The organism is Paenibacillus sp. FSL P2-0089, assembly GCF_038595095.1.
GTDB classification, from domain to species: domain Bacteria; phylum Bacillota; class Bacilli; order Paenibacillales; family Paenibacillaceae; genus Paenibacillus_AQ; species Paenibacillus_AQ silagei.
Map to the genome: position 1 here is coordinate 147,220 of NZ_CP152006.1, position 24,459 is coordinate 171,678.

Here is a 24,459-nt window from a genome sequence, read left to right on the forward strand (position 1 = left end):
GTGTAATGCTAATGGATAGCAGATTAGGAAAGTGAGGCAGCGGGAGAATGGATATTGTAGTGTTTGGAGCATCGGGCAGGGTTGGAAGTGCCATCGTACAGGAAGCGTTAAAAAGAAAACATGAGGTCACGGCTGCGGTACGCAGACCTGAAGCCTTCAGCCTTCAGCATGAGCGGCTGCAGGTGACGGCTGCTGATCTGCTGGACCCGGCCTCGGTAACGGCAGCCGTGCGCGGACATGAGGAGGTAATCAGTGCTTTCGGTCCGGCGGCAGGGCATGAGAATGATCTGCTGCGGGTAGCGGATTCACTGCTGGAGGGGCTGCGGGCGGCTGGGCTTGAGCGTCTGATCATTGTCGGCGGAGCAGGCAGCCTCAAGACGGAATCGGGAGAATGGCTGATGGACACCGCCGGATTCCCGGAGGACTACCGCGCGCTGGCTTCGGCTCATGCTAATGCCTATGAGATCTATAGGGGGTCGGAGCTGGACTATACGTATCTTAGTCCGCCTGCCGCTCTGGTAGACGGGCGCCGTACCGGCCAATTCCGCATCGGCCTCGACCGGCTGATTGTAGACGAAGACGGCCGGAGCAGCATCAGCATCCAGGATTTTGCCGTGGCGGTCATCGATGAGCTGGAGGAAGGCAATTTCAGCAGAGCCAGGTTTACTGTAGGGTATTGATGGGGGGTACGCGGAGGCGGAAGGTGAAAAGGCAGAGGTAGAGTCGGCGGCGGGTTTAATCGCACTCTGTACAACTAAAACGCCTGATTTTCCACCGATTATCCGTTAAGTTGCAGTCTGTACATTTAAAAATGCCGCTGTGCCGGGATTCTCTCCAATTGGGCAGATTTAGTTGTACAAACTACAGTTAGAAGAGGCCAGCCTTGATTTTGAGTGTTTTTAGGTGTATGGAATGCAACTATGGATCCAATTATGCTTATCTGATCCTCAAGACTAAGCAGTTGGGATCATAACCTATCTAACATAGAAGTCCTCTTCGTAGCGGGAGGGCTTTTTGCTGTTCTGGGGGCTTGTTGCTCGTTGGCTGCCATGAGCTACCTGGGTTATTTGCTTGCTGAAACGGGACTTAGTACAATCGAAGCAACTATGAAGGAGGTCTGGACCAATGGATGTGGTGACAGCGGAGGAGATGCGGGCATTCGACCGCGACACGATCGAGCGGCTGGGCATCCCGGCCATCGCCCTGATGGAAAATGCGGGACGGGCCATTGCCGAGGAGGTCATCGCCCTATGCCGCCGCCGGGCAAGTGAAGCTGGTGTGCCTGGTGGCAGGGTGTGGGGGGCTGGAGCGGGAGCGGCTGGAGGTGGAGCGAAGCGGGATGGAGCGGGAACGACAGGTGGCGGAATGATGCGGAACGGAGCGGAAGCAGCTGGTGACGTAGCGGGCGCCTTAAGCGGGCGCGGGGCGCCTGGCTTCGGCGCTGACGCTGCGGGCTTCTCTGTCAGCGGAGATGCAGCGCTGACGCTTGCCGCTGCCGGCGGAGAGCATTGGCTCGTCCTCGCCGGCAAGGGCAATAACGGCGGCGATGGCCTCGCCGCCGCCAGGCACCTGCGTGAGGCCGGCATCGCCGTCACGCTGGTGTACGCGGCCGCGCCGGAGTCGCTGGCCGGCGAAGCCGCGCTGCAGCGTGATGCCGCTGCAGCTATGGGCATTCCTGCCGTAGTCTACGGCAGAGACGCCCTGGACCTTGCCGCATGCAGCGGCATCGTGGATGCGCTGCTCGGCACAGGCAGCGCGGGAGCCCCGCGCGGTGCCTATGCGGAGCTGATTGCCGCTGCGAATGCCAGCGGCAGGGCCATTGTGTCCGCGGACATCCCCAGCGGGCTGGATGCGGACACGGGGGAGACGCATGAGCCCTGCATTCATGCGTCAGTGACCGTCTGCCTCGCGTTCCTGAAGCGGGGGCTGCTGCAATATCCCGGCGCGCAGGCCGCCGGGCGGGTCGTGGTCCGCTCCATCGGCATACCCGCTGCCCTTGCCCGGGAGGGCGGCGTCCAGGTCAGTCTCCTGACGCCGGAAGTACTGACGGCGCGCCTGAAGGTTGACCTGGCGCGCCGCCGTTCGCCCGAGGGCCACAAGGGCACCTACGGGCATGTCCTGCTTGCAGCAGGAAGCCTGCGCATGAGTGGCGCAGGCCTGTTGTCTGCCCGCGCTGCACTGCGCGCAGGCTGCGGGCTGGTAACCTGGGCGCTGCCGGAGAAGCTGCTGCCCTATGTGATCGGTTCCGTACCGGAGCTGATGCTGGCCCCGGTCACCGGAGGTGACGGGGAGTGGAATGCGGGTACGGCCGCTGAAGTGCTGCGGCTGAGTACCAGCCGCGATTGTACAGCCATCGGCCCCGGCCTGGGCCGGTTCGAAGGAGACACGGAGTGGCTCCGCAGACTATGGGAGGAGACGGAGGGTCCTATGGTTATTGATGCGGATGCGCTGAATATACTGGCGGATACCGATTACCGGAGCTGGAGCCGCCGCCATCCGGTTATTCTGACCCCTCATCCGGGGGAGATGGCCCGTCTGGCGGGGATATCTACAGCGGAGGTGCAGCGGGACCGGATCGGATTGGCATTGTCTTACGCAGTTCAGCATGGGGTAATCCTTGTGCTAAAAGGAGCCCATACCGTAATAGCAACGCCCGAAGGGCAGGCCTATATCAATATCACCGGGCATCCCGGTATGGGTACCGGCGGTGCGGGCGATGTGCTGACAGGCATCATCTCCGGTCTGCAGGCCCAGGGCCTGGAGGCGGATCAGGCCGCCGCGTTCGGAGTCTATCTACACGGGCTGGCTGGAGAACGTGCTGCCCGGAAGCGGGACCATCCTGCTGCCCTGATCGCCGGGGATATTATCGAGGCGCTGTAAATGTAAGCACCGGGTTTGATGTCTCCAACCAACAGCGCCAGCCCTCCATTTCATTAACAAGTTCAAGCTCTTGCTCGCTCTGGCGCACGGGCTGCTTGGAGTTCAAAGTCTATGTTAGTCTGCTGTCTGCTTTAGCGGATAACAGGTGGATTTTGTCCACCTGCTGATGAGCGGATGAGCTCTGGCGGGACGTTAGTTGGATAAACGGCACTTAATTTAGCACATTTCACCCCAGGCGACAAAACTAACTTTATTAGTTGGAGCTTTTCCACTTGCCTGCCTGTAAACGGCAGAAACGGATGAAATAAGACACATTTCTCCAATTGTTTGCTTCGGGCATCCTACTTGAGCGCGATGCACCGGACGATAAGAGTTAACGCAATGTGCCAGCGCGAGGTCATCGGGCCCAATGTAATCGAAAAACCGACCACATTGGTCGTGACGGAGACGTGTGGTCCAAATATAGTCGAAAAACCGACCACATTGGGCGTGACGGAGGCGTGTGGTCCCAATGTATGCGGAAAACCGAACACAATGTGCCGTGAGAAGGGTTTGCGGTTTCCGGATACTGATCCCATCCAGCCCGGTATCCAGCCTTACCCGCCATCCCGGCCCTCCCCAATGCTCCGCCCTGCCTGAACCCGCCAGGTCAGAACAAGACCAGACAGATCAGCGGAATGAACAGAGCGAAGAAGGGAAGCAGGATCGGGAAGCGTTCGCCCGCGATCTGGGCGATGCGGAATAGCAGCAGGATTGCGAGGCCGGTAAGGCCGGAGACAAGGGAGTCGCCGCCCTGCTCCGCAGCGAGCCACAGGCCGGCGCCATAGCCGGCAATGGCGTACAGGGCCAGCGCCGGGCTGAGCGAGGTGGAGCGGAACATGCGCAGGAGCGCATCGGCCAGGATGGCAGCCGGCAGGCCGTAAGCGTAGATGGCATAAGGCACCGATACCGGCCAGCCGGACGGAATTCCGTTCTCATAGCCATGGATCAGCATGAACAGGGAGATCAGGATGAAGGTCAATCCGGCGGCCGACAGCTTGGTCAGAGCGTACATGCCCGCATTCAGGCGGACAGAAGGCAGGTTGAAATCCTTGTGTTGATTCATCGCTATACATCCTCTCGGGTTGGGAATGAACAAGGCCGGCGTGACCGGCTGAAGCCTGGACATGGATCAGCTGGTAACGGTCCTGGTGCTGAGGGGGAAAAGCAACAGGCTGCACATGGGAGACCGTTTTGTCATCATAAGAAGGATACATGGGGTTCATCGGCGGTTACTCCTCCTTGCCTGCTCAGCTCTTCCGTATATGGGTATGCATGCGCCCAGAAAAGCGTGCGGCGTGAAGTGGAGTCATAAGCATAGAAAAGGGGAGAATGCATGATATATAGAGCAATGACAGGGGACGATTACGAGGCGGCTTACCGGTTGTGGGAGAATACGGACGGAATGGGCCTCAGTGAAGCCGACTCGCGTGAAAATATCATCCGTTATCTGGAGCGGAATCCGGGCATCAGCCAGGTGTGCGTGAAGGAGGACGGCACCCTAATGGGTACCGCGATGTGCGGGCATGACGGACGCAGAGGCTATATGTATCATGTGGCTGTCGCCAGCGGCAGCCGGGGAAGCGGTGCAGGCCGTGAGCTGGTGAGGCGTTGCCTTGCGGGACTGCGCGAAGCGGGCATAACGAAGTGCCATCTCATGGTGATCGAAGCTAATGTGCCGGGCCGCAGCTTCTGGACCCGTATCGGCTGGCAGGAGCGGGACGGCTTGGTGCTTTTCTCGAAATAGAATGTATAGACTTCACGCTATACATTCTCCTTTTACTTCTCGCTGAAACGGTACCGTCCTTTGTAAGGACGGCAAAGCCGTTTCCACTCGCAGAGCAGCGAATAATAGGTCACAATTCATGTAATAGTGTAGCTTTGGTGCGGACGCAGTATAATATATAGGTGCTGTACAATGAGCGGATGGACATCATTACATTATTCGCTGTACATGGCCGAATTCAGATAGCGGGAGACCAAAACTATGAGATTTAAAGATGTATTCTCAATTATAGGCCCGGCCATGGTCGGGCCTTCCAGTTCTCATACAGCGGGAGCCGCGCGGATCGGGCGGGCCGCAAGGCAGGTGCTTGGTGAGCTGCCGCGAGAGGCCGAGGTTACGTTCTTCGGTTCTTTTGCCGCGACTTATCAGGGACACGGGACAGACCGGGCGATCGCCGGAGGTCTGCTTGACTTCGCCACGGACGACTACCGGCTGCCGGATTCCATTGGGCTTGCGGCCGAAGCCGGGATGAGCATTTCCTTCGGTCAGGGAACGGGGCTGTTTCCCCATCCCAATACGGTCCGTCTGCGCCTTACAGGCAGGGAGAGCGGGACGGAGATGACCCTTACTGGCACATCCATCGGCGGCGGCAATATTGAGATTGTAGATATTGACGGCTTCAGCGTGAAGCTGACCGGCATGTACCCGACGGTGCTGATTCAGCATATGGATTATCTGGGTGTACTGGCCAGTGTCACAGATGTCATGCGGGAGGGACAGTTCAATATCGGACATATGTCACTGGACCGGAAGAACCGCAGCGGCGCAGCCCTGACGGTGCTGGAGCTGGATGAACCAGCCACGGCGGAGCTGCTGGAGAAGCTGCGGGCACTTCCGGCAGTGAAGAGCGTCAAGGTAGTCGATTTAAACGGCAATACACAAGAACAGACACAGAAGGGGAAGGACATCACAACATGAATTTTCAAACACTCAGCCAGCTGGCTGTACTATGCGGGGAGCGGGAGCTTGGGATCGGCGCTCTGATGCTTGAGGAGCAGAGCGCCGAATCCGGCCGTTCCCAGGAGCAGGAATTCGCCACCATGCGCGAGTATTATGGGGTCATGAAGGAAGCGGTGCAACGCGGCATGACCGAAGACACCACCTCACGCAGCGGCCTGACAGGCCTGGATGCCCAGCGGGTGGCCGCCTATAATGCAGCGGATGAGCCTTGTCTCGGGGGACCGGCAGGCCAGGCGTTGGCGTATGCCCTTGCCGTCTCTGAAGTGAACGCTTCTATGGGCCGGATTATTGCCACACCGACTGCCGGCTCCTGCGGAATTATCCCTGGTGTGTTCCTGAGCTGTCAGGAGCGCTTCGGCTGGGACGATGATTATATGGTCTCCGGTTTGTTCGCGGCTGGAGCGATAGGGTATGTGATTGCTAATAATTCTTTTGTATCGGGTGCGGAAGGCGGCTGTCAGGCCGAGGTGGGCTCAGCGATCGGCATGGCAGCCGGAGCCTTGACCGAGATGCGCGGCGGGACTCCGGCACAGGCTGTACATGCAGTAGGTCTTGCGCTCAAAAATACACTGGGGCTGATCTGTGATCCGGTAGGCGGACTTGTGGAGATTCCATGCATTGTCCGCAACGGCTTCGGTGCCGTTACGGCGCTTGCAGCGGCGGATATGGCCCTGGCCGGCGTCCGCAGCGTGATTCCGTCCGATGAAGTGATTAAGGTCATGCTGGAGGTCGGCTCTGCGATGCCTGAGAAGCACCGGGAGACGGCAGGGGGCGGGCTGGCCCAGACCCCGACCGGCCGCCGGATTATGAAGGATCTGCGGAACCCGAAATAACCTCCCGGTCACAGGCGCTCTTGCAGTCTGCCGTTCATCAGAGCATACGGAAGCGTTCCAGGTGCTCCCATAAGCCCTCCTGCCTGAGAATCTCCGCCTGCTTCGGGCCCATGAGGTCGAAGTGGGGGAATGGCTGGCGGTTATGAATATACCGCGCCGGGAGACCGTGCTTCCTGCACCACTCCCGCAGGCGGGGCAGATCGCTGCAGCCCACCTTGGTGACTGTTGTGATCTCAGGGTAGCGTTTATCGATCCAGTAATGGGTCAGGAACGCAATCTCCCCTGCGGAGACGGCCTGTTTCCAGCGGGTTAATTCCGCCCGGTTGATTCCAAAAGCCATGGCTGTTCATCCTTATCTGTAAGAGTAAGTTGACTATATATTACGCGAATATTAGCGGAAGGAGAGTGTATTATGAACGGACAAGTAAGAGCAGATATCCGCCCCGGCATTCAGGTAGACATCGTACTGAAGCAGGATCAGGCGACCGGCAAGCTCACGCACGGCACAGTGAAAGACATCCTGACCAACTCGCCCCGCCATCCGCACGGGATCAAGGTGCGCCTGGCGGACGGCCAGGTTGGACGGGTCAAGAACATTACCGGCTCATGAATTGCTCCACTAACTGGTCAGCCTTCGTCTGATTGCATAAATTGCAGGCACAGACGCAGTTATCCGGCGTAGTATGCCCGCCTTTGGCGCGGGGGAGCAGATGATCGATGGTATCCCCGTATTGACCGCAGAAATAACAGGTATAGTTGTCCCTCGTCAAAATATAGGCGCGGAAGTCCTTATTGCTGTACAAGCGGCGGATCGTACGCCGGTTCACGACGATGGCCGCATGCTCCTTGACCAGTGTCACGGCAAGCTCAAGGTCGATCTCCTGATGCCAGCGGCGGCCCTTATCGCTGTGCCCGCGCATGAGAATCATGCCCTTGGCCGAAGGAATCAGGGCAGAGGCATCCTGCGGATCGGGCTTCGGCCCGCGCTGCTGCGGAAGGCTGCGCCCGGTCTCGGCGGCATGCCGGGGACGCGCCTTGCCCTTATGGCCGGCCGTGCCCGCGCTGCCTCTGGCGTCCCGGGCACGTTCCGGCCGTGAGGCTGGACGGGGTTGGGCCATGGGCGGCTTTGCCTTCTCGGGCGCAGCTGCCTTGGAGATAGAGACCGGCCCCTTGTCCCGCTTGAGGGGACCGGCCGGTCCGGCCTGGCGCTCCGGCAGGGCAGGGGCTACGCTTGCCCGCACTGGCGGCAAGGAAGCCTCGGCCTCGCGGAGCTTGCGGCATTCCCGGCACGCTCCGCGCCGGGACACGCCTTTGGCGCGCTTGCCTGTGCGCCGGCGGAATTCAGCGAGCGGCTTAAGCTGATGGCAGTACGCGCATTTTTTGGATGGAGGTAGAGTTGTAATCTCAGTCATAAGTGTACTTGGCAGAAGCAGCCTTAAGCCGCAACCGTCCAATCCCTTCTGTATTGTGAATGATAAATGCATCTGCTTGCATGCGTCCGCTTTAATGTCAGGAGTTGTCCTAATTGATACTAGTATAGCGTAAACCGCAGACATTCACACAGCAGGCACATCATGCAAATTTTCCGGAGTGTGATTTCTTTCCCGGCAATCTTGAGGAGAAATCTGTAAAATCTCAATAAAGCATAGGCGCTAACCAGAAATAGCCCTAATCCGTAGCCGGAAAATAGGTGCCTGAAATGGGGAATGAGGAATGAGGATGAACGCTGCTAAAAAAACGCCAGGTGCTGTTAGGGTGCTGCTGGTACTTCAAGGGTTTTTGGGCTTGGGGGCCATCGCAGGCGGGCTGGCGCTGCTAACTGATCCCAGCGGGGAATTGCTCGGCATGCCGGCCTCTGCAATGGTACGAATGCCCTTTCACAGCTTTGCCGTCCCTGGGCTGCTGCTGTTGTTCGTATTCGGCGTGCTCCCGCTGCTCGTGCTGTATGGTCTCTGGAAGCAGCCGCAGTGGGCTTGGAGCTACGCCTTGACACCGTTTAAGGAGCGGCATGCGGCCTGGAGCTTTTCGCTCTATATCGGCTTCGGCCAGATTATCTGGATTATGGTGCAGACCTACATGTGGAACATGGTCAGCTTGATTCATGTGTTCTATATGTCACTTGGAATGATGATTCAGATCTTGACGTTGCTGCCTGGGGTCCAAAGATATTTTATGCTGGACGGCCGTGCCGAAAGAAGTTAGAATGTCAGTGAACATAAAAGGGCTTTCATTGAGCTGCGGGAGTGAACCGGAAATGACCACGATATACGATATTGCCAAAAGGACCGGCTACTCACCAACCACAGTGTCCAAGGCGTTCAATAACTATTCCGATGTGCGGGAGAAGACACGTGAGGAGATTCTGCGTACCGCCCGGGAGATGGGGTATCTTCCCAATGCGCATGCACGTACACTGACGACCAAGAAATCCTGGACCATCGGTGTGCTGTTTGTGGAGAATACGGGGGCGGGAATCCGCCATCCTTTTTTCAGCGCAGTGATTGAGAGCTTCAAGCAGGTTGCCGTAGCCAAGGGCTATGCCCTCATGTTCATCTCGAAGGATGTAGGCGGCAAGCAGAGCGGATATCTGGAGAACTGCCGGATTCGCGGCGTCGACGGGGTGGTAGTGTTCCTCTCTGATTATGATGACCCGTATTTCCGGGAGCTGCTGGAGAGTGATATTCCGACCGTGGTGCTCGATTTCGAGACGGAGCTGTCGCATACAGTCTGCTCGGATAACATGACGGGTGCGCTGCAGGCCGTGGAGTATCTGGTCAGTCTTGGACACCGCCGGATTGCCCATATCTCGGGAGGCGGGAACACCTATCCGGGACAGCAGCGGGAGCTGGGGTACAGAACGGCGATGGAGCAGCAGGGACTTGAGGTACCGGATGAATATGTGGCCGAGGGAGCCTTCTACGCGCTGGAGAATGGTTATGGTGCAATGAAGCGTCTGCTGGCGTTGCCGCAGCGGCCGACGGCTGTTTTTGCTTCGGGTGACTTGCTGGCCCTGGGTGCGGTAATGGCGGCTAAGGATCAGGGGCTTGCGGTGCCGGAGGATGTCTCGGTGATGGGCTATGACGACATTGAGCTTGCCGGATACGTTACGCCTGCGCTGACCACTGTACGCCAGAATACTGAAATGTTGGGGACCCGGGCGGCGGAGCTGCTGCTGGCATCTATGAACGGTCCAGGTACGGCTCAGGAAGCACTTGTGCTGCCTGTGGAGATTATTGTGAGGGATTCCTGCGCACCGCCGCGCATGTGATGAAGGTGCGTACATTCAGGAATACCTTTTTTTTCGGCAAAATCGAAACCGGTTTCGATTTCTTTCGTCCTTGGTTTCGCCTAGCAAAAATAATAAAGGAGTGATAGACATGACAACCGTTCAAACCGTAGTCACCGCCAAAGATACAGGAGATCGCCTGAGTCGCAAGGATGGCATTCAGTTTAGCGCAGAGGGCGCAGCGGCAAAAGCAGATATCGTGCTGCACCCGGAGCAGGCGTTCCAGACCATTATTGGTTTTGGCGGCGCATTCACAGAAGCAGCGGCGTATACCTTGTCCCGGATGAGTCCAGCGAAGCGTACAGAGGTCATCCGGCGGTACTTTGACCCGGTAGACGGGCTGAATTACAGTATGGGCCGTGTGCATATCCATAGCTGCGACTTCGCACTCGGTAATTATACGTATGTGGAGGATGGGGATACGGAGCTTAAGACCTTCGATATCGCGCGTGACCATAAGTGGGTGCTGCCGCTGATTAAGGATGCCATGGAGGTCCGGGGCGGACCGTTCACCATGCTGGCCTCCCCGTGGAGCCCTCCCGCCTGGATGAAGACGAACGGGGAGATGAACAACGGCGGCTCGCTGAAGCCGGAGTATGCGCCGGTCTGGGCGCGGTATTATACCAAATTCATCGAGGCCTACCGCAAGGAAGGCGTTCCGGTCTGGGCTGTCTCAGTGCAGAATGAGCCGGCAGCGGTGCAGACCTGGGATTCCTGTGTGTACAGTGCTGAGGAAGAGCGTGATTTTGTCAAAAACCATCTCGGACCCGTGATGCACGAAGCCGGAATGGGCGATGTGAACATCGTGATCTGGGATCATAACCGCGACATTATGGTCGAGCGCGTGACCCCGATTCTGTCGGACCCGGAAGCTGCACAGTATGTCTGGGGGACCGGTATCCACTGGTATGGCGGCGAGGAGTTCGGCAACGTGGAGCAGGTGCATGAGCTTTTCCCGGATAAGCATGTGCTGTTCACCGAGGGCTGTCAGGAGGGCGGCGTGCGTCTGGGCGAATGGTTCACGGGTGAGCGCTACGGCCGCAATATGATCGGCGATCTGAATGCCTGGACCGAAGGTTACCTGGACTGGAATCTGGTGCTGGATGAGACGGGCGGGCCGAACCATGTGGGCAATCTCTGCGATGCTCCGGTGATCGCGGATACGGCTACTGACGAGGTCCACTACAACAGCTCGTATTACTACATCGGGCATTTCAGCAAATTCATCGCCCCGGGTGCGGTGCGGATCGGGCTTGAATCGGCAGCAGCAGATGTGCTGTCGGCTGCGTTCCGCAATCCGGACGGCAGTCTCGCTGTGGTGCTGATGAACGAAGGCGGGCAAGCACGTACGCTGACGCTGGGACTGGGCGCTGAGACCGCCGAATGCACGCTGCCTGCGCACTCTATCGCGACACATCTGATTACGCAGGGGTAGGCCTGCACTGCAAGCATTCATTGATATTTTAGGAGGAGTAAATATGAGCCGTTATACTTTTGACTCAGGAAAATTTGTGATCAAGCAGTTCCATGAAGGCAAGCCGTTCGCCAGCTTCCTGCCGGGCCTTGCCGGACTGAAGGGGATACCGATGTGGACATTCTATGTGAACCGCGGCCAAGGGATTAGCAGCTTCGGCGTGCGGGACAAAAACTCGCCGATCATGGAGTTCTCGCCGGCCAATATCTCCTACAAGAATGTAACATCGACCGGCTTCCGCACCTTCATCAAGCTGAAGGGGAACGCAGAGATCTATGAACCGTTCCAGTCGGCCCGCCCGGACCAGGCAGCCCAGCGGATCATGACCATTCTGCCGAACGGACTGACCATTGAGGAATCGCATGCCGGACATGGCCTGAAGACCACAGTCCACTATTTCAACCTTCCGGGGGATGATTATGCCGCGCTGGTCCGTCAGGTGGAGATTCAGAATATCGGCGGAGTTGAACTTGCGCTTGAACTGCTGGACGGTCTGCCGGAGGTGCTTCCGTTCGGAGTGGCGAACGGAGGCTATAAGGAGATGGGGAACCTTCTCCGCAGCTGGATGGATGTGTTCAACCTTGAGCACGGGATTCCGTTCTACAAGCTGCGCTCCGGCACGAATGACGATGCCGAAATCGGCAAGATCGAGAGCGGGCATTTCTATCTCTCCTCCACGGCGGAAGGAGAGCTGCTCCGCCCGCTTGTAGATTATGAAGTGATCTTTGGCGGAAATACGTCACTGACCTATCCTGACCGCTTCGCGGCGCTTCCGCTGGCCGAGCTGCTGGCACAGGCGCAGTATCCGGTCAACAAGGTGCCGTGCGGATTTAGCGGCACTGCCCGGACGCTTGCCCCCGGGGCTTCGCTGAAGCTGAACACCATCATCGGGCATGTAAATGATATTGCCCGGATTAATGAACGGACGGCGGAGCTGTGCCGTGAGGAGTATTTTGCCGCCAAGTCCCTTGAAGCTGCCGCACTGACCGAGGAGTTAACTGCGGATATCGCCACCCGGACGTCCTCGCCGATCTTTGACGCGTATTGCCGCCAGTCCTATCTCGACAATTTCCTGCGCGGGGGATATCCGTTTATCTTTGACAATGGGGAAGAGGGCTTCGTGGTCCATCTCTACTCCCGCAAGCATGGCGATATGGAACGGGATTATAACTTCTTCTCGCTGGCCCCCGAATATTATTCGCAGGGGAACGGGAATTTCCGCGATATGAACCAGAACCGCCGCAACGACGTCTTTTTCCATCCCAAGGTGGGCAGCTTCAATATCAAAATGTTCTATAGCCTGATTCAGGCAGACGGCTACAACCCGCTCAGTGTACAGGGCACCAGCTTCGAGATTCTGCCGGGTGCGGAGGAGCAGCTTAAGGCATGGCTGACCGGGGCGCTTGCAGAGCAGCATGCGGGACTTACTCAGCTCCTGGCCGGACGCTTCACCGCAGGCAGTCTGATTAACTATATTGCCGATCAGCAGATCGTGTTAACCCTAAGTGAGCAGGAATTCCTCAGCGGGGTGCTTGCGTTGTCGCAGCAGAACATTGAAGCCGCCTTCGGCGAGGGGTTCTGGTCGGATCACTGGACGTATAACCTGGACCTGGTGGAAGGCTATCTGGATATTTATCCTGAGCGCCTTGGAGAGCTGCTGTTCGGGGATGAGACGTATGCGTTCTACGACTCTCCGGCCTATGTCCTGCCGCGCAGCGAGAAGTACGTGATCAGCGGCGGCAAGGTGCGGCAGTTCGGAGCTCTGCTGGAGGATGAGGAGAAGCTGCATAAGCTGAAGCGCAAGGCATCCGGTACCGAGTGGCTGCGCACACAAGGCGGGCACGGGGAGATCTACCGGACCAGTCTGTTTGTGAAAATGCTGTCGCTCGCCCTGAACAAATTCGCCACGCTTGATCCATACGGTATGGGTGTGGAGATGGAGGCGAACAAGCCGGGCTGGAACGATGCGATGAACGGACTGCCGGGCCTGATGGGCTCGGGCATGAGCGAGACACTGGAGCTGAAACGGATGCTGGTCTTCATGGTGGAAGCGCTGGAGAACAGTGCCGGGCTTCCTTCCACAGTGGCTCTTCCATCGGAGATTGCGGCGCTGCTCACACAGGTAGGCCAGGCTGTAACGGAAGTGCTGGACGGTTCGCTGGCTGAGTTCCCGTATTGGGACCGTGTGGCCGCAGCGCGTGAGGCATACCGGGCGTCCGTTCGGTTCGGGATCACGGGCGAGACCGGCGAAGTCTCCCTTGAAGTGATCCGCGGAATGCTGGAGCAGTGGCTGCACAAAGTGGATCAGGGGATTGCGCGTGCGGTAGACATGGGCGGCGGACTGGTGCCAACCTATTTCCGTTTCGAGGCTACGCGCTTCCGGCCGGTCACGGATGCTGCCGGCGAGCCGGTCATCAGCGGCTATGGACTGCCGAAGGCAGTCGTAGAAGAATTCGAGGCTTCGGCGCTGCCGTATTTCCTGGAAGGCCCAACCCGCTGGCTGAAGACACTGGAGGATCAGCAGACCGCCAAGGCTATCTACAGCAAGGTGAAGCGGAGCGGGCTGTTCGATCCGGTCACCTCGATGTACCGGACTTCGGTATCACTGGAGGAAGAGGGGCATGAGATCGGACGCATCCGGGCGTTCACCGCAGGCTGGCAGGAGCGGGAATCGAACTTCCTGCACATGTCCTATAAATACTTGCTTGAGCTGCTGAAGGCGGGACTGTATGAAGAATTCTACAGTGAGCTGAGAACGTCGCTGATCCCGTTCCTTGATCCTGAGGTATACGGACGCAGCACGCTGGAGAATTCGTCGTTCATCTCCACCGGCGGCAACCCCGACCCTGCCACACATGGCAGAGGGTTCGTGGCCCGGCTGAGCGGATCCACGGCCGAGTTCCTGAGCATGTGGAGAACGATGATGGCAGGCAGCAGCCTGTTCGCTACCCGGGATGGCGAATTAACGCTGGCGCTGCATCCGGCTCTTCCCGGCTGGCTGTTCGACGAGCAGGGAGAGGTCTCCTTCAAGCTGCTGGGCAGCACGGAAGTGACGTATGTGAATCCGCGTCATGCGGATACCTTCGGCGACAGCAAGGCAGTTATTCAGACGCTGGCACTGACCTTCCGGGACGGTATGGAGCGCGTGATTACCGGCGGCTTGCTGCGCGGCGCAGATGCCGAAGCCTTGCGGCGCGGGGAGATTGCCGCGATCCGTGCGGTAATGGAATAACGGGCATAGATAGTAATGGGGAGGAGGTCCTTAGGGGCCTCCTTTCTGATGTATAAGAAGTCTGGATTGAATGCGAAATACAGAATACAATGGCTGATGTGAAGTTGCTTATAATAATGGGTATACATCTGTTAACAGGAGAGGGGCAGGATGAAGGAATGAGCGAGCTTAAGATCGGACTGATTGAGAAATACTCCATGATTATTCCCGCCGCTGAACGGGAGACGTGGGAGGCTAAAGGCTGGACGGAAGAAAGTTCGTTCAGGGACTTCCACTATGAAGCGGAGGAAGGCGAGGCGATGATGACCGCCAGACCCCGGACGATGACAGAGATGGACAAGGACGCGCTGCTGGGCAGCAGGGCAGTGGGATTCTCTACCCATCTGGGAACCTATGGCATGGGAGGTCCCGGGTTCTTCGGACTGCTGCTGGAGAAGGAAGGCGTTAGACAGTATCTCGTATATGCCGTCTGGGCATCGGGCCAATATATTCTGCTGGACGGCAGAGTGATTGAATGCCACCTGAATTATAACAAGAGCCACCGGCCGTGGATATCCAGCTGGGCAGGGGAGCCTGAGGAAGAGCAATGGGATGAGCTGACGGCAAAAGTAACGGGGAGCGTGGTGTCCGCTGTCTGTCTGACCGATGAGGAGCTGCGGCTTGAGCTGACGCAGGAGGGGGCGCGATCCCAGCTTGTTTTCTACAAATACCATCAGGATCTGCCCCCGCTGGGAAACGGCCAGCCCCGCAAGCCTGCCTTTGAGGACGGCGTGATCGGTGACTATCTTGTTTTGTCGGAGGAGCATGCGGTTCTGCATGTGTAAGAGGCTCGGCTTGGGGAGCCCAGAAGAATACTCCAAGCCGAAATATGAGCCCCTAAATACGAAATATGAGGCCTTTTACCGTATACCTAAAACGCATACAATACTTACATAGAGATGAAAACGCTTCACATAAACAGATAGGTATCCTGGAGGTCCACACGATGGAGAACAAACGAAATACCAAGCAGGACCCGGTCATGGGTCCGCTCATTCCGGCGTCAATCGAAACCGGTTCAGGTCGGAAACATTCACTCTGGAGGAAATTTGTAGCCCAGCGGCATTTGCAGACGATGGCCCTGCTTGGCGTAGCCTGGATGATTGTATTCAACTACATTCCAATCTATGGCCTGATTATTTCCTTCAAGGAGTACAACATCGTCAAATCGATTGCCGAAGCCCCCTGGGTGGGCCTGCAGCATTTCAGGGAATTATTCGACGACGACGAGTTGCCCAATGTTATACGCAATACGCTGGGAATCAGTCTGATCAAGCTGATTATCGGATTCCCGCTGCCGATTATCTTCGCTTTATTTCTTAATGAGGTCCGTTCCCTCCGGTATAAGAAGGCGATTCAGACGATCTCCTATCTGCCGCATTTCCTCTCCTGGGTCGTGCTTGGCGGGATTCTGGCCACCTGGCTGGCCGATGTGGGGATTATCAATAGTATCCTGATGGCGCTGCACCTCATTGACCAGCCGATTACGTATCTGGCCGAGCCAAGCTACTTCTGGACCATTATCATTAGCTCCGACATCTGGAAAGAGCTGGGATGGTCAGCCATTATCTATCTGGCGGCGATCGCCGGTGTCTCTCCGGAGATGTATGAGGCGGCGACGATTGACGGAGCCGGGCGGTTCCAGAAAATGTGGTTCGTTACGCTGCCGTCCGTCCGGGGCACGATCAGCATTCTGTTCATTCTCGCGGTCAGCGGAGTGCTGAGCTCCAACTTCGACCAGATTCTGGTGCTGCGCAACTCGCTGAATGAAAGTGCTTCTAACGTCATTGACTATTATATTTATCAGACAGGTATTGTCTCTAACCGCTTCTCCTACTCTGCGGCGGTCACTCTGGTTAAGGCGGTCATTGCACTGATTCTGCTGCTGATTGCTAACCAGGTATCCAAAAAAATCAACGACACGTCGCTGTTCTAGAACAAGGAGGATCTATCTATGTTTGCACTCAAACGCAGAACCAAAGGCGAAGTCATCTTCGACATCATCAATAATCTGGTCATGCTCTGCGTCTGCTTCCTGACGCTCTATCCGATCTGGTATGTGCTGGTCAACGCCTTCAATGACGGCAATGACGCCATGCTGGGCGGAATCTACTGGTGGCCGCGCATCATCACACTGAAGAACTTCGAGGCGGTCTTCGCAAGTCCGGGCATTATGCTGGCGATGGCCATTACCGTAGCCAAGACAGTAGTCGGTGTTGCCGTGCATGTATTCTTCACAGCAATGGTCGCGTATGCTCTATCCCGCAGGGATCTGGTGGGCGGCAAAATCTACATTCTGATCGGTACGGTCACCCTGTTCTTCAACGGCGGGCTAATCCCGACCTTCCTGCTGAACCGCGACCTGCATCTGCTGGATAACTTCCTGGTCTATATCATCCCGGTGATGTTCAGCTTCTTCGACCTCATTATCTTCATGACCTTCTTCCGGGAAATTCCGGATGGTCTGGATGAAGCGGCGCGGATTGACGGGGCCAACGACTGGTCGATTCTGCTGCGGATTGTGCTGCCGGTCTCCATGCCGGTCATTGCCACCATCGCCCTGTTCCACGGAGTCTACCAGTGGAATGATTATTTTACAGGCATTATCTACATCAACAACGTGGATCTTCAGCCGATTCAGACCTATCTGTTCCGGGTCGTGGCCCAATCCAGCTCCAATACCATGATGACCGCTGTCCAGGGCAGCGCGGCCACAAGAACGGTCACCTCACAGTCGATCAAGCTGGCCACCATGGTCGTGACCACACTGCCAATCGTATTCGTCTATCCGTTCCTGCAGCGTTATTTCGTCAAAGGTATGATGATTGGTTCGATTAAGGGCTAAGTATCTGCAAGCCACAGGTAACTCCTCCAACGCCCGGGTGTCTGAAGGGCTACGGGGTTGAGCTTATAAATATTATGATCTAGAAAAGGGGGAAACAAATGGGCATGAAACATAAGCCGAAGAAAACGGTCCTGCTGATGTTGGGACTCATGCTGGCCTTATCTGCAACGGGCTGTGGTAACAGCAATAATGCTTCATCCGGAAACAAGGCGAATGACAAGCCGGCGAACACGGAGGCTACGGCGGCACCTGCAACAGACGCTGCAACTCCGGCACCTGCGGCTTCGGCCGATGAACCGGGCTGGAAGAGCGATACTTCACCGATTACCTTTGACTGGTATCTGAACTTTGCCTGGTTCCCGAATAAATGGGGTGTAGACCCTACTTCCCAATATGTGACCAAGAAGACCGGCGTTAACCTTAACTTCATCGTGCCTGCAGGCAATGAGAACGAGAAGCTGAACACGCTGATTGCTTCCGGCAAGCTGCCGGATTTCATTACCCTTGGGTTCTGGGAAGATGCGATCAAAAAAATGATTGAAGGCGATCTGGTTCTTCCGCTGAACAAGCTGGCCGATGAATATGACCCGTACTTCTACAAAGTATCGGATAAGGATAAGCTCGGCTGGTACACTCAGCCGGACGGCAATGTCTACGGGTATCCGAACTCCTCGTCCTCCCCGGCTGATTATAAGCAATATGGCGACGCCTATGTATCCAACCAGACCTTTGCGGTTCGCAAGGATATCTATGAAGCGATCGGCAGCCCGGATATGCGTACTCCTGAAGGTTTCCTCGCCGCGCTGAAGGCTGCGAAGGAGAAATTCCCTGAGGTGAACGGCCAGCCGCTGATCCCGCTGGGGCTGCATGAGTTTAAAGAGACCGGCAACGACTCGCTGGAAGGCTACATTCAGAACTTCCTGAACATTCCTTGGGAAAAGGACGGCAAGGTCTATGACCGTGAGACGGATCCGGAGTATGTCCGCTGGATGAAAACGCTCCGTCAGGCCAACCAGGACGGGCTCTTGGCCAAGGATATCTTCATTGACAAGCGTGCGCAGATGGAAGAGAAGATCGTACAAGGGCGCTACTTCGCCATGCTGTATCAGCGCACAGACTTCGCTTCCCAGCTCGGTACGATTTTCCAGAAGAACCCTGAGCAGGTGTACATTGCAGTTGACGGACCGGCCAACACCAAGATGGACCCTCCGGCCCTGGACGGCCCCGGAATCTCAGGCTGGACGGTGACCCTGATCTCCAAGAACGTGAAGGATAAAGCGCGTGCGATTAAATTCCTCAGCTATCTGAACAGTGAAGAAGGCCAAAAGGATCTTTTCCTGGGTGAAAAAGGGGTCAGCTATGATACAATTGACGGCAAGGACCAATTCCTGCCTGAAGCGCTGAAGCTGATGAACAGTGACCGCGGAGCCTTTGATAAGCAATACGGTTCATCCTTCACCTTCTGGATGATGCAGAACACCAATATTACCGAACAATGGAAGCCGGAATCTGTGGAGCCTTACAAGCAACTGGAAGACTGGACAAAGGGCAAATCCGTCAATACCTCTGAATTCCAATTGATTGACCCTACCGGCAACTCGCCGGAAGGCATTATCGCTACCAAACTGAAGGAACTGCGCGGTAAAACACTGCCGAAACTGCTGATGGCGGATTCCGATGCAGACTTCGATAAGATCTGGAGCGATTATCTCGCCAAGAAAGAAAAGGACGGCCAGGCGACCTTCGATGCCTACCGCCAGACGAAATATGAAGAGAACAAAAAGAAACTCGGAATGTAAGTTTTTAAATATAAGACCCATTGGCCCGCAGACTGCGGGCTTTTGGGCTATTTTCAAGAGGTGAGCATGCGCGAACGAACAGGGGCATTATGGAATTCCTTCCGCTATTGGTGGGGGCGGAGGTCACTGCAGAGCCGGCTGATTGCTGCATATATCTTCATTATTCTGGGACCCAGCCTGCTGGTGTCCCTCTATTCGTACAGAGCGATCAATAATACTTATAAGCGTGATTCTATTGAGAAGAACAGCTATCTCCTCCAGATGGAGAAGCTGTATGTGCTCAACCAGATTGAAGCGATGGAACGGGTCGCCCAGATGGCTTCCTCGGATAAAGGGGTGGAGAGCTATCTGGTCAGCGAGGATGAGCCTTCGCTTGGAGAACTGATCGATTTCAATACAACTACCTTTGTGAGCTTGAGCCAGATGCAATTCAATAATCCGAATATTGAGCATCTGCGGCTGTTCTCCAGCAATAAGAATGTGCATGAGCTGTGGCCGGTTATTTTCAGTGAGGACCGGGTATCGATGGAACCGTGGTTTCAAAAAGCGCTGCAGATGGAGGGACAGCATTACTGGTCCTTTCAGAAGCGGGATCCCGACCTCATGAAGCGCTACGCAGGGGAGGTGGAGGCTGGTCCGGCCAAGGTGTCGCTGCTTAAAGAGAAAAGCATTCCTGCCGGGCATCATGTCGGGATGGTGCAGGTCGATATGCAGCTGAGCAAGTTCGCACCTAAGGCATTCACCTCTGTGCAGGACAATGAATCGCAGATGATGATCGCAGATGAGGAGCTGAACCTGTTCACCCGGACGGACCACTCCTTCTTGGAGGAGAATCCGGGACTCTCTGCGGCCGTTAAAGAACGGCTGGATGTCTACCGTAAGATGGGCGGATGGGAGATGGATTACGAGGAGAACGGGAATTCATTCCTGCTGATTCAAGCGCCGCTGGAGCAGATTAATGCTTCCCTGGTCACGGTGGTCTCCATGAAGGGATTAATGAAGGATATTTCGCGTACCCGCAACCTGATTATTGGGGCGAATATCGTTTTTATTTTCCTGGTAACGGTCATTGCCTATATCATGAACGCATTTATTCTGAAGAATCTCCGCCGCCTGACCGAGACGATGAAGAAGGTCCGCAGAGGTGAGCCTTACGGCAGCATCCGGGTCAACGGCGGCGGTGAGGTCGGGGAGCTGGCCCATCATTTCTCGAAGCTGCTGAATACGATCAATACGCTGGTGGCCCAGGCGGTCCATAAGCAGGCGCTCTCCAAGGAAGCGGAGCTGCGCACCCTGCATAATCAGATCGATGCCCACTTTCTCTATAATACGCTGGAGAATATCAAGATGCTGGCCGAAATCGAGAACCAACGGACCATCTCGGATGCATTGACCCGGCTGGGCGGCATGATGCGTTATAATTTCAAGTGGAGCGGAGAATACGTCAAGCTGAGGGACGAGATCCGCCATATTGAGAATTATGTGGAGGTTATGAACATCAGGTTCGAGCATACCATCCGGTTAGAGCTGGATATTGACAGCGCTTATCTGGAAGTGGAGGTGCTTAAAATGTCGCTGCAGCCGATTGTCGAGAACAGTGTGAAGCATGCCTGGAATGCGGACGGAGTCGAGCTTAAGGACCGCGTGGTGCGGATTGATCTGACGGAGGTCGGGACGGAGATTCTAATTGTCGTGCGCGACAATGGTCTGGGACTGACGCCGGAGCGGCTGCTGGCGCTGCATGAGGCGATCTATGCGAAAGAGGAGCCTGGAGCGGACGCTTCCGGGATCAGCAGCGGAGGATATAAGGCGGGCGGCGTCGGACTGCGCAATGTGCACCAGCGGCTGCAGCTATTCTACGGTGAAGCCTACGGGCTGGAGGTACAGAGCGAAGCGGGAAAATGGACGGCCGTGTACATGTCACTGCCCAAAGTTCTATTGACGGGGGATAACAGCTATGACTAATCTGCTGATTGTGGATGATGAAAAAATGATCCGTTTAGGCCTGAAGGCGATGATTGAACGGGAATATCCGGCTGTCTACAGCATATCGATGGCGGGCAACGGCGCGGAAGCACTGGAGCTGTACAAACAGGAGCGGCAGGATGTGATTATCACCGATATCCGGATGCCGATCATGGACGGAATTACACTGCTGGCGCGGCTGTCTGCGGAAGCAGCGGCGGATGGGGCTCCGGCTGTCATTATACTCAGCGGCCATGATGATTTCGAATATGCCAAAAGCGCGATCCGCTACCGCGTCAAGGATTATCTGCTGAAGCCGATCCGCCGTGAGGAGCTGTTCGAGATTCTGGAGCGGATAGCCAAGGAAGGGGAAGAGCGGGAATTCAGCAGCCACAAGCAGCTGCAGGAAGCAGAGGGCTACCGCCGCGAGCTGCGGGCGGCCCGTCTGCGCAGCCTCCTGATGCAGCAGGAGGGCGAGGTATCGTCTGCGCAGCATGAGGAGCTTGCGGGGCTTGAAGTGCCTTTTACAGTAGGAGTGCTGAACTATTATCACAGTGACGGTACACGGATGAAGCCTGCAGAAGTGCAGGGGCTGCTGGAGCAGCTGGGCGGACCGCTAGAGCACAAATTCAAGGAGATTCTGACGGACGGAGACGGGAAGCTGGTGCTGGTCGGTGGCGGGGAGAGCTTCCTGGAGCTGGCCAAGAGGGCCGAGTCCAAGGAGCTTACGCGGCTGCTGCTCGGAATCAGCAGGGAGAGCCGCAGCGCCGGGCAGTTCCGCGCCTGTTATCTGGAGGCTTGCCGGGCGCTGCAATATACCTTCCTGTCGCCGCAGGCCAGCTTCGTGGACTATGCGGATATTCAGGCTGGACGGCTGAGCTTCCCGCTCCCGGAGGAAGAGCTGCGGAAGCTGCTTAATATGCTGGGAACCGGGCGGGAGAAGGAAATCAAGGCGCTGCTTGGCGTTATTTTTCAGACGGAGCATCTGCTGAGGCTGGATCTGAGCTACCTGGAGAATGTAGGACGGAGTATGAATGAACGCGTACTGGATGAGGTGTTCCGTACGCATGGCGAAGCTTCGGTGGAGGTGCTGAAGCTCTACCGCCAAGTGGGCAACCTGCATAATTTCCGCCATTTCCACGACTATTACCGTGCGCTGGAGCATCTGCTCCTGAGCGTTAACGATTATATTATAGGCATCAAATCCGCTCATACCGAGCATGCCGATATGGAGGAAGCGCTGGCGTATATCGAAGCGAATTATGCGCGTCCGCTGAACATGGCGATGGTCAGTAATTATGTGTCCCTGAACTATTCTTATTTCAGTGAGGCATTCAAGGCCTATACCGGGGAGAGCTTCGTGCTGTATCTCAAAAAAGTCCGCATCCGTCACGCCAAAGAGCTGCTGGCCGATAACCGGGTCAAGCTGGCCTCCGTCTCTGAGTCCGTCGGCTTCGAGAACAGCAAGCAGTTCGCACGGGTATTCAAGGAGCTGGAGGGCATCTCCCCCGGAGAGTACCGGGCGAAGCTGCTGATGGGGCGTTATCCCGGCCAGGCTGAGGATAAGGAGTCTTAGGATTAGAGCAGCTGCAGGAATGATAAAGAGCGGGAGTTAAGGGCCGGGTGGCAAGACTTGAGGTTCTGGTCTATGATAGGATAGATGGAAGGTCTGGAGGTATTTGTATGGAAGAGATCCAAGGAACACTGATTACGGTAGATAGGCTTGCCGCCGATTTTCGGCAGCTGGGCGTGCAAGAAGGCATGACGCTGCTGCTGCACTCCTCCTTGAAGTCACTCGGGCAGTGGGTGGCAGGCGGACCCGTTGCCGTGATCCTCGCGCTGGAGCAGGTGCTGGGCGAGGAAGGAACGCTGGTGATGCCGACGCAATCCTCGGATCTGACCGATCCGTCAGGCTGGAGCAGACCGCCGGTGCCGGAGGCCTGGTGGCCGGAGATCCGGGAGCATATGCCGGCGTATGACCCGGACCTGACGCCTATTCGCGGTATGGGGATTATCCCGGACTGCTTCCGCAAGCAGCGGGGTGTGCGGCGCAGCAGCCATCCGATTGATTCTTTTGCCGCCTGGGGGAAGCACCGGGATGTCATTATTGACAGCCATGGCCTGGAATATGCCTTCGGAGAGCGGTCGCCGCTGGCCCGGATCTATGAGCTGGGGGGAAGCGTGCTGCTGCTTGGCGTGGACCATGGGAACAATACCTCGCTGCATCTCGCGGAGCACCGGGCCGATTATGCAGGGAAGCAGGAGGTTATCGCAGGTGCTCCGATGCTGGTGGATGGCGTCCGGCAATGGGTGGAGTTCAGTGATTACAACTGGAATTCGGATGATTTCGCTCAGCTTGGCGCGGACTTTGACAAGGAGACCGGGCGGATTGCCAAGGGCTTCATTGCAGCATCTGCGGCGCAGCTGGTCCCGCAGCGGGAGATTGTCGATTATGGGGTGAAGTGGCTGGAGCGCCGCCGCAGGTAGACCCTGAATGAGACGATTGGCACATGCTGGTGTCATAGCGGCCGGAATGGTCCAATCATCGATACATAATTGGGTAAAGGGGAATAGGAATTCATGACTACAACGGTGTATATTACAAGACACGGGCAGACGGAATGGAATGTGCAGAAGCGGATGCAGGGTCATCAGGATTCGCCGCTTACGCCGCTGGGCGTCCAGCAGGCGGAGTGGCTGGGCAAGGCTATGAAGGATGTCCATCTGGACGCGGTCTATGCCAGCTCCAGCCCCCGGGCGCTGCGGACGGCAGAGATTATCCGGGGCGGGCGGGAGATCCCGCTTACCGCTTATGATGAGTTCAAAGAGATTAACCTTGGCGTCTGGGAAGGCCGGGAGGCCGGTGAGCTGGAGGAGCAGTACCCGGAGCAGCACCAGCTATTCTGGGGGGACCCGGCGCTGTTCAGCATCCAGGGCGGCGAGACCTTCGCAGCAGTGCAGGAGCGTGCGCTCGGCAAGCTGCGTGAGCTCATAGACCTGCACGAAGGCGGCACGATCCTTATTGCCACCCATACGGTAGTAGTGAAGGTGTTGATGGCTTATTTTGAAGACCGGGCCATGGACAAGCTATGGGATCTGCCCTACATTCACCCTACCTGCCTATGCAGAATTGATATTACTGACGGCGTGCCGGAGATTGTGCTGCACGGGGACACCAGTCATTATGTGACCAGTGAGGGCGGGCTGGAGTCCTGAGTAGCAGTTACTGGATAGCAGCACAGCAGGTAGAGTTACGATAAACAGGCGATGCGCATGTGGCATCGCCTGTTTGGCGTGGGGCGGCGTAAGGCGTGCGCGGGA

At 56.7% G+C, this 24,459-nt stretch carries 21 protein-coding genes; 18 read left to right on the top strand and 3 right to left on the bottom strand.

From position 1 onward, the window contains the following. Positions 1-47 precede the first annotated feature (47 nt). The gene (locus NST69_RS00630; protein ID WP_036732742.1) at positions 48-680 is read left to right on the top strand and encodes an NAD(P)H-binding protein; all 633 of its coding nucleotides are present in this window, start codon (positions 48-50) and stop codon (positions 678-680) included. 445 nt (positions 681-1,125) lie between these two features. Then, complete coding sequence (locus tag NST69_RS00635; protein WP_342548224.1) at positions 1,126-2,880, top strand: NAD(P)H-hydrate dehydratase; 1,755 nt, start codon at positions 1,126-1,128, stop codon at positions 2,878-2,880. Between the two features lie 649 nt (positions 2,881-3,529). On the opposite strand, the gene NST69_RS00640 is transcribed toward NST69_RS00635, so the two are convergent. Continuing rightward, a complete protein-coding gene (locus NST69_RS00640) occupies positions 3,530-3,985 on the bottom strand; it encodes a hypothetical protein (RefSeq protein WP_036732735.1) in 456 nt (151 codons plus the stop codon). A gap of 270 nt (positions 3,986-4,255) precedes the next feature. Between NST69_RS00640 and NST69_RS00645 the strand changes: the two genes are divergently transcribed. The 3 genes from NST69_RS00645 to sdaAA all read left to right on the top strand — a co-directional run bounded on the left by NST69_RS00645 (position 4,256) and on the right by sdaAA (position 6,498). Then, positions 4,256-4,666, top strand: coding sequence for a GNAT family N-acetyltransferase (locus NST69_RS00645; RefSeq protein WP_340956490.1), 411 nt, complete (start codon positions 4,256-4,258; stop codon positions 4,664-4,666). Positions 4,667-4,906: 240 nt separating this feature from the next. Continuing rightward, positions 4,907-5,623, top strand: a complete 717-nt coding sequence (gene sdaAB, locus NST69_RS00650; RefSeq protein ID WP_340956488.1) for an L-serine ammonia-lyase, iron-sulfur-dependent subunit beta — start codon at positions 4,907-4,909, stop codon at positions 5,621-5,623. After that, on the top strand, positions 5,620-6,498 hold the full coding sequence (gene sdaAA / locus NST69_RS00655; protein ID WP_342548225.1) for an L-serine ammonia-lyase, iron-sulfur-dependent, subunit alpha: 879 nt from the start codon (positions 5,620-5,622) through the stop codon (positions 6,496-6,498). The genes sdaAB and sdaAA overlap by 4 nt, the downstream gene beginning before the upstream one ends. A gap of 37 nt (positions 6,499-6,535) precedes the next feature. On the opposite strand, the gene NST69_RS00660 is transcribed toward sdaAA, so the two are convergent. Beyond that, positions 6,536-6,838, bottom strand: a complete 303-nt coding sequence (locus tag NST69_RS00660) for a hypothetical protein (protein ID WP_209877347.1) — start codon at positions 6,836-6,838, stop codon at positions 6,536-6,538. A gap of 72 nt (positions 6,839-6,910) precedes the next feature. Here NST69_RS00660 and NST69_RS00665 point away from each other — a divergent pair, with 72 nt between their 5' ends. After that, positions 6,911-7,108, top strand: a complete 198-nt coding sequence (locus NST69_RS00665; protein WP_209877346.1) for a YwbE family protein — start codon at positions 6,911-6,913, stop codon at positions 7,106-7,108. Here NST69_RS00665 and NST69_RS00670 read toward each other — a convergent pair. Then, positions 7,095-7,910, bottom strand: coding sequence for an HNH endonuclease (locus tag NST69_RS00670; RefSeq protein WP_340956484.1), 816 nt, complete (start codon positions 7,908-7,910; stop codon positions 7,095-7,097). The genes NST69_RS00665 and NST69_RS00670 overlap by 14 nt on opposite strands. A 307-nt stretch (positions 7,911-8,217) precedes the next feature. Between NST69_RS00670 and NST69_RS00675 the strand changes: the two genes are divergently transcribed. From NST69_RS00675 to NST69_RS00730, 12 genes are all read left to right on the top strand, one after another. After that, complete coding sequence (locus NST69_RS00675) at positions 8,218-8,700, top strand: hypothetical protein (RefSeq protein ID WP_340956483.1); 483 nt, start codon at positions 8,218-8,220, stop codon at positions 8,698-8,700. 52 nt (positions 8,701-8,752) lie between these two features. Then, complete coding sequence (locus tag NST69_RS00680) at positions 8,753-9,766, top strand: LacI family DNA-binding transcriptional regulator (protein WP_340956482.1); 1,014 nt, start codon at positions 8,753-8,755, stop codon at positions 9,764-9,766. 109 nt (positions 9,767-9,875) lie between these two features. Then, a complete protein-coding gene (locus tag NST69_RS00685) occupies positions 9,876-11,219 on the top strand; it encodes a glycoside hydrolase family 30 protein (protein ID WP_340956481.1) in 1,344 nt (447 codons plus the stop codon). Positions 11,220-11,262: 43 nt separating this feature from the next. Beyond that, on the top strand, positions 11,263-14,490 hold the full coding sequence (locus NST69_RS00690; RefSeq protein WP_340956479.1) for a cellobiose phosphorylase: 3,228 nt from the start codon (positions 11,263-11,265) through the stop codon (positions 14,488-14,490). Positions 14,491-14,648: 158 nt separating this feature from the next. Next, the gene (locus tag NST69_RS00695) at positions 14,649-15,314 is read left to right on the top strand and encodes a hypothetical protein (protein WP_340956477.1); all 666 of its coding nucleotides are present in this window, start codon (positions 14,649-14,651) and stop codon (positions 15,312-15,314) included. A gap of 161 nt (positions 15,315-15,475) precedes the next feature. Next, positions 15,476-16,465 (top strand): ABC transporter permease subunit, encoded by a 990-nt coding sequence (locus NST69_RS00700; RefSeq protein ID WP_036732708.1) that lies wholly within the window; start codon positions 15,476-15,478, stop codon positions 16,463-16,465. Positions 16,466-16,483: 18 nt separating this feature from the next. Next, positions 16,484-17,374 carry a carbohydrate ABC transporter permease gene (locus NST69_RS00705; protein WP_036732706.1) on the top strand — a complete coding sequence of 297 codons (891 nt, stop codon included), beginning with the start codon at positions 16,484-16,486 and terminating at the stop codon, positions 17,372-17,374. A 98-nt stretch (positions 17,375-17,472) separates the two neighbouring features. Further along, positions 17,473-19,173: an extracellular solute-binding protein gene (locus NST69_RS00710; RefSeq protein ID WP_036732697.1), complete on the top strand. Its 1,701-nt coding sequence runs from the start codon at positions 17,473-17,475 to the stop codon at positions 19,171-19,173. A 66-nt stretch (positions 19,174-19,239) separates the two neighbouring features. Further along, entirely contained in the window at positions 19,240-21,138 is a 1,899-nt protein-coding gene (locus NST69_RS00715) for a histidine kinase (RefSeq protein WP_036732696.1), read from the top strand. Then, a complete protein-coding gene (locus NST69_RS00720; protein WP_036732694.1) occupies positions 21,131-22,714 on the top strand; it encodes a response regulator in 1,584 nt (527 codons plus the stop codon). The genes NST69_RS00715 and NST69_RS00720 overlap by 8 nt, the downstream gene beginning before the upstream one ends. 107 nt (positions 22,715-22,821) lie before the next feature. Then, positions 22,822-23,625: an AAC(3) family N-acetyltransferase gene (locus tag NST69_RS00725; protein ID WP_036732692.1), complete on the top strand. Its 804-nt coding sequence runs from the start codon at positions 22,822-22,824 to the stop codon at positions 23,623-23,625. A 93-nt stretch (positions 23,626-23,718) separates the two neighbouring features. Beyond that, the gene (locus tag NST69_RS00730) at positions 23,719-24,354 is read left to right on the top strand and encodes a histidine phosphatase family protein (RefSeq protein ID WP_036732690.1); all 636 of its coding nucleotides are present in this window, start codon (positions 23,719-23,721) and stop codon (positions 24,352-24,354) included. Positions 24,355-24,459: the final 105 nt, after the last annotated feature.

Bases quoted from the DNA above. Each gene is read 5' to 3' on its own strand.
- NST69_RS00640 (WP_036732735.1), bottom strand. From the start codon at position 3,985: ATGAATCAACACAAGGATTTCAACCTGCCTTCTGTCCGCCTGAATGCG.
- NST69_RS00630 (WP_036732742.1), top strand. From the start codon at position 48: ATGGATATTGTAGTGTTTGGAGCATCGGGCAGGGTTGGAAGTGCCATC.
- sdaAB (WP_340956488.1), top strand. From the start codon at position 4,907: ATGAGATTTAAAGATGTATTCTCAATTATAGGCCCGGCCATGGTCGGG.
- NST69_RS00685 (WP_340956481.1), top strand. From the start codon at position 9,876: ATGACAACCGTTCAAACCGTAGTCACCGCCAAAGATACAGGAGATCGC.
- NST69_RS00675 (WP_340956483.1), top strand. From the start codon at position 8,218: ATGAACGCTGCTAAAAAAACGCCAGGTGCTGTTAGGGTGCTGCTGGTA.
- NST69_RS00710 (WP_036732697.1), top strand. From the start codon at position 17,473: ATGGGCATGAAACATAAGCCGAAGAAAACGGTCCTGCTGATGTTGGGA.
- NST69_RS00645 (WP_340956490.1), top strand. From the start codon at position 4,256: ATGATATATAGAGCAATGACAGGGGACGATTACGAGGCGGCTTACCGG.
- sdaAA (WP_342548225.1), top strand. From the start codon at position 5,620: ATGAATTTTCAAACACTCAGCCAGCTGGCTGTACTATGCGGGGAGCGG.
- NST69_RS00700 (WP_036732708.1), top strand. From the start codon at position 15,476: ATGGAGAACAAACGAAATACCAAGCAGGACCCGGTCATGGGTCCGCTC.
- NST69_RS00680 (WP_340956482.1), top strand. From the start codon at position 8,753: ATGACCACGATATACGATATTGCCAAAAGGACCGGCTACTCACCAACC.
- NST69_RS00730 (WP_036732690.1), top strand. From the start codon at position 23,719: ATGACTACAACGGTGTATATTACAAGACACGGGCAGACGGAATGGAAT.
- NST69_RS00705 (WP_036732706.1), top strand. From the start codon at position 16,484: ATGTTTGCACTCAAACGCAGAACCAAAGGCGAAGTCATCTTCGACATC.
- NST69_RS00690 (WP_340956479.1), top strand. From the start codon at position 11,263: ATGAGCCGTTATACTTTTGACTCAGGAAAATTTGTGATCAAGCAGTTC.
- NST69_RS00665 (WP_209877346.1), top strand. From the start codon at position 6,911: ATGAACGGACAAGTAAGAGCAGATATCCGCCCCGGCATTCAGGTAGAC.
- NST69_RS00725 (WP_036732692.1), top strand. From the start codon at position 22,822: ATGGAAGAGATCCAAGGAACACTGATTACGGTAGATAGGCTTGCCGCC.
- NST69_RS00715 (WP_036732696.1), top strand. From the start codon at position 19,240: ATGCGCGAACGAACAGGGGCATTATGGAATTCCTTCCGCTATTGGTGG.
- NST69_RS00660 (WP_209877347.1), bottom strand. From the start codon at position 6,838: ATGGCTTTTGGAATCAACCGGGCGGAATTAACCCGCTGGAAACAGGCC.
- NST69_RS00670 (WP_340956484.1), bottom strand. From the start codon at position 7,910: ATGACTGAGATTACAACTCTACCTCCATCCAAAAAATGCGCGTACTGC.
- NST69_RS00635 (WP_342548224.1), top strand. From the start codon at position 1,126: ATGGATGTGGTGACAGCGGAGGAGATGCGGGCATTCGACCGCGACACG.
- NST69_RS00695 (WP_340956477.1), top strand. From the start codon at position 14,649: ATGAGCGAGCTTAAGATCGGACTGATTGAGAAATACTCCATGATTATT.
- NST69_RS00720 (WP_036732694.1), top strand. From the start codon at position 21,131: ATGACTAATCTGCTGATTGTGGATGATGAAAAAATGATCCGTTTAGGC.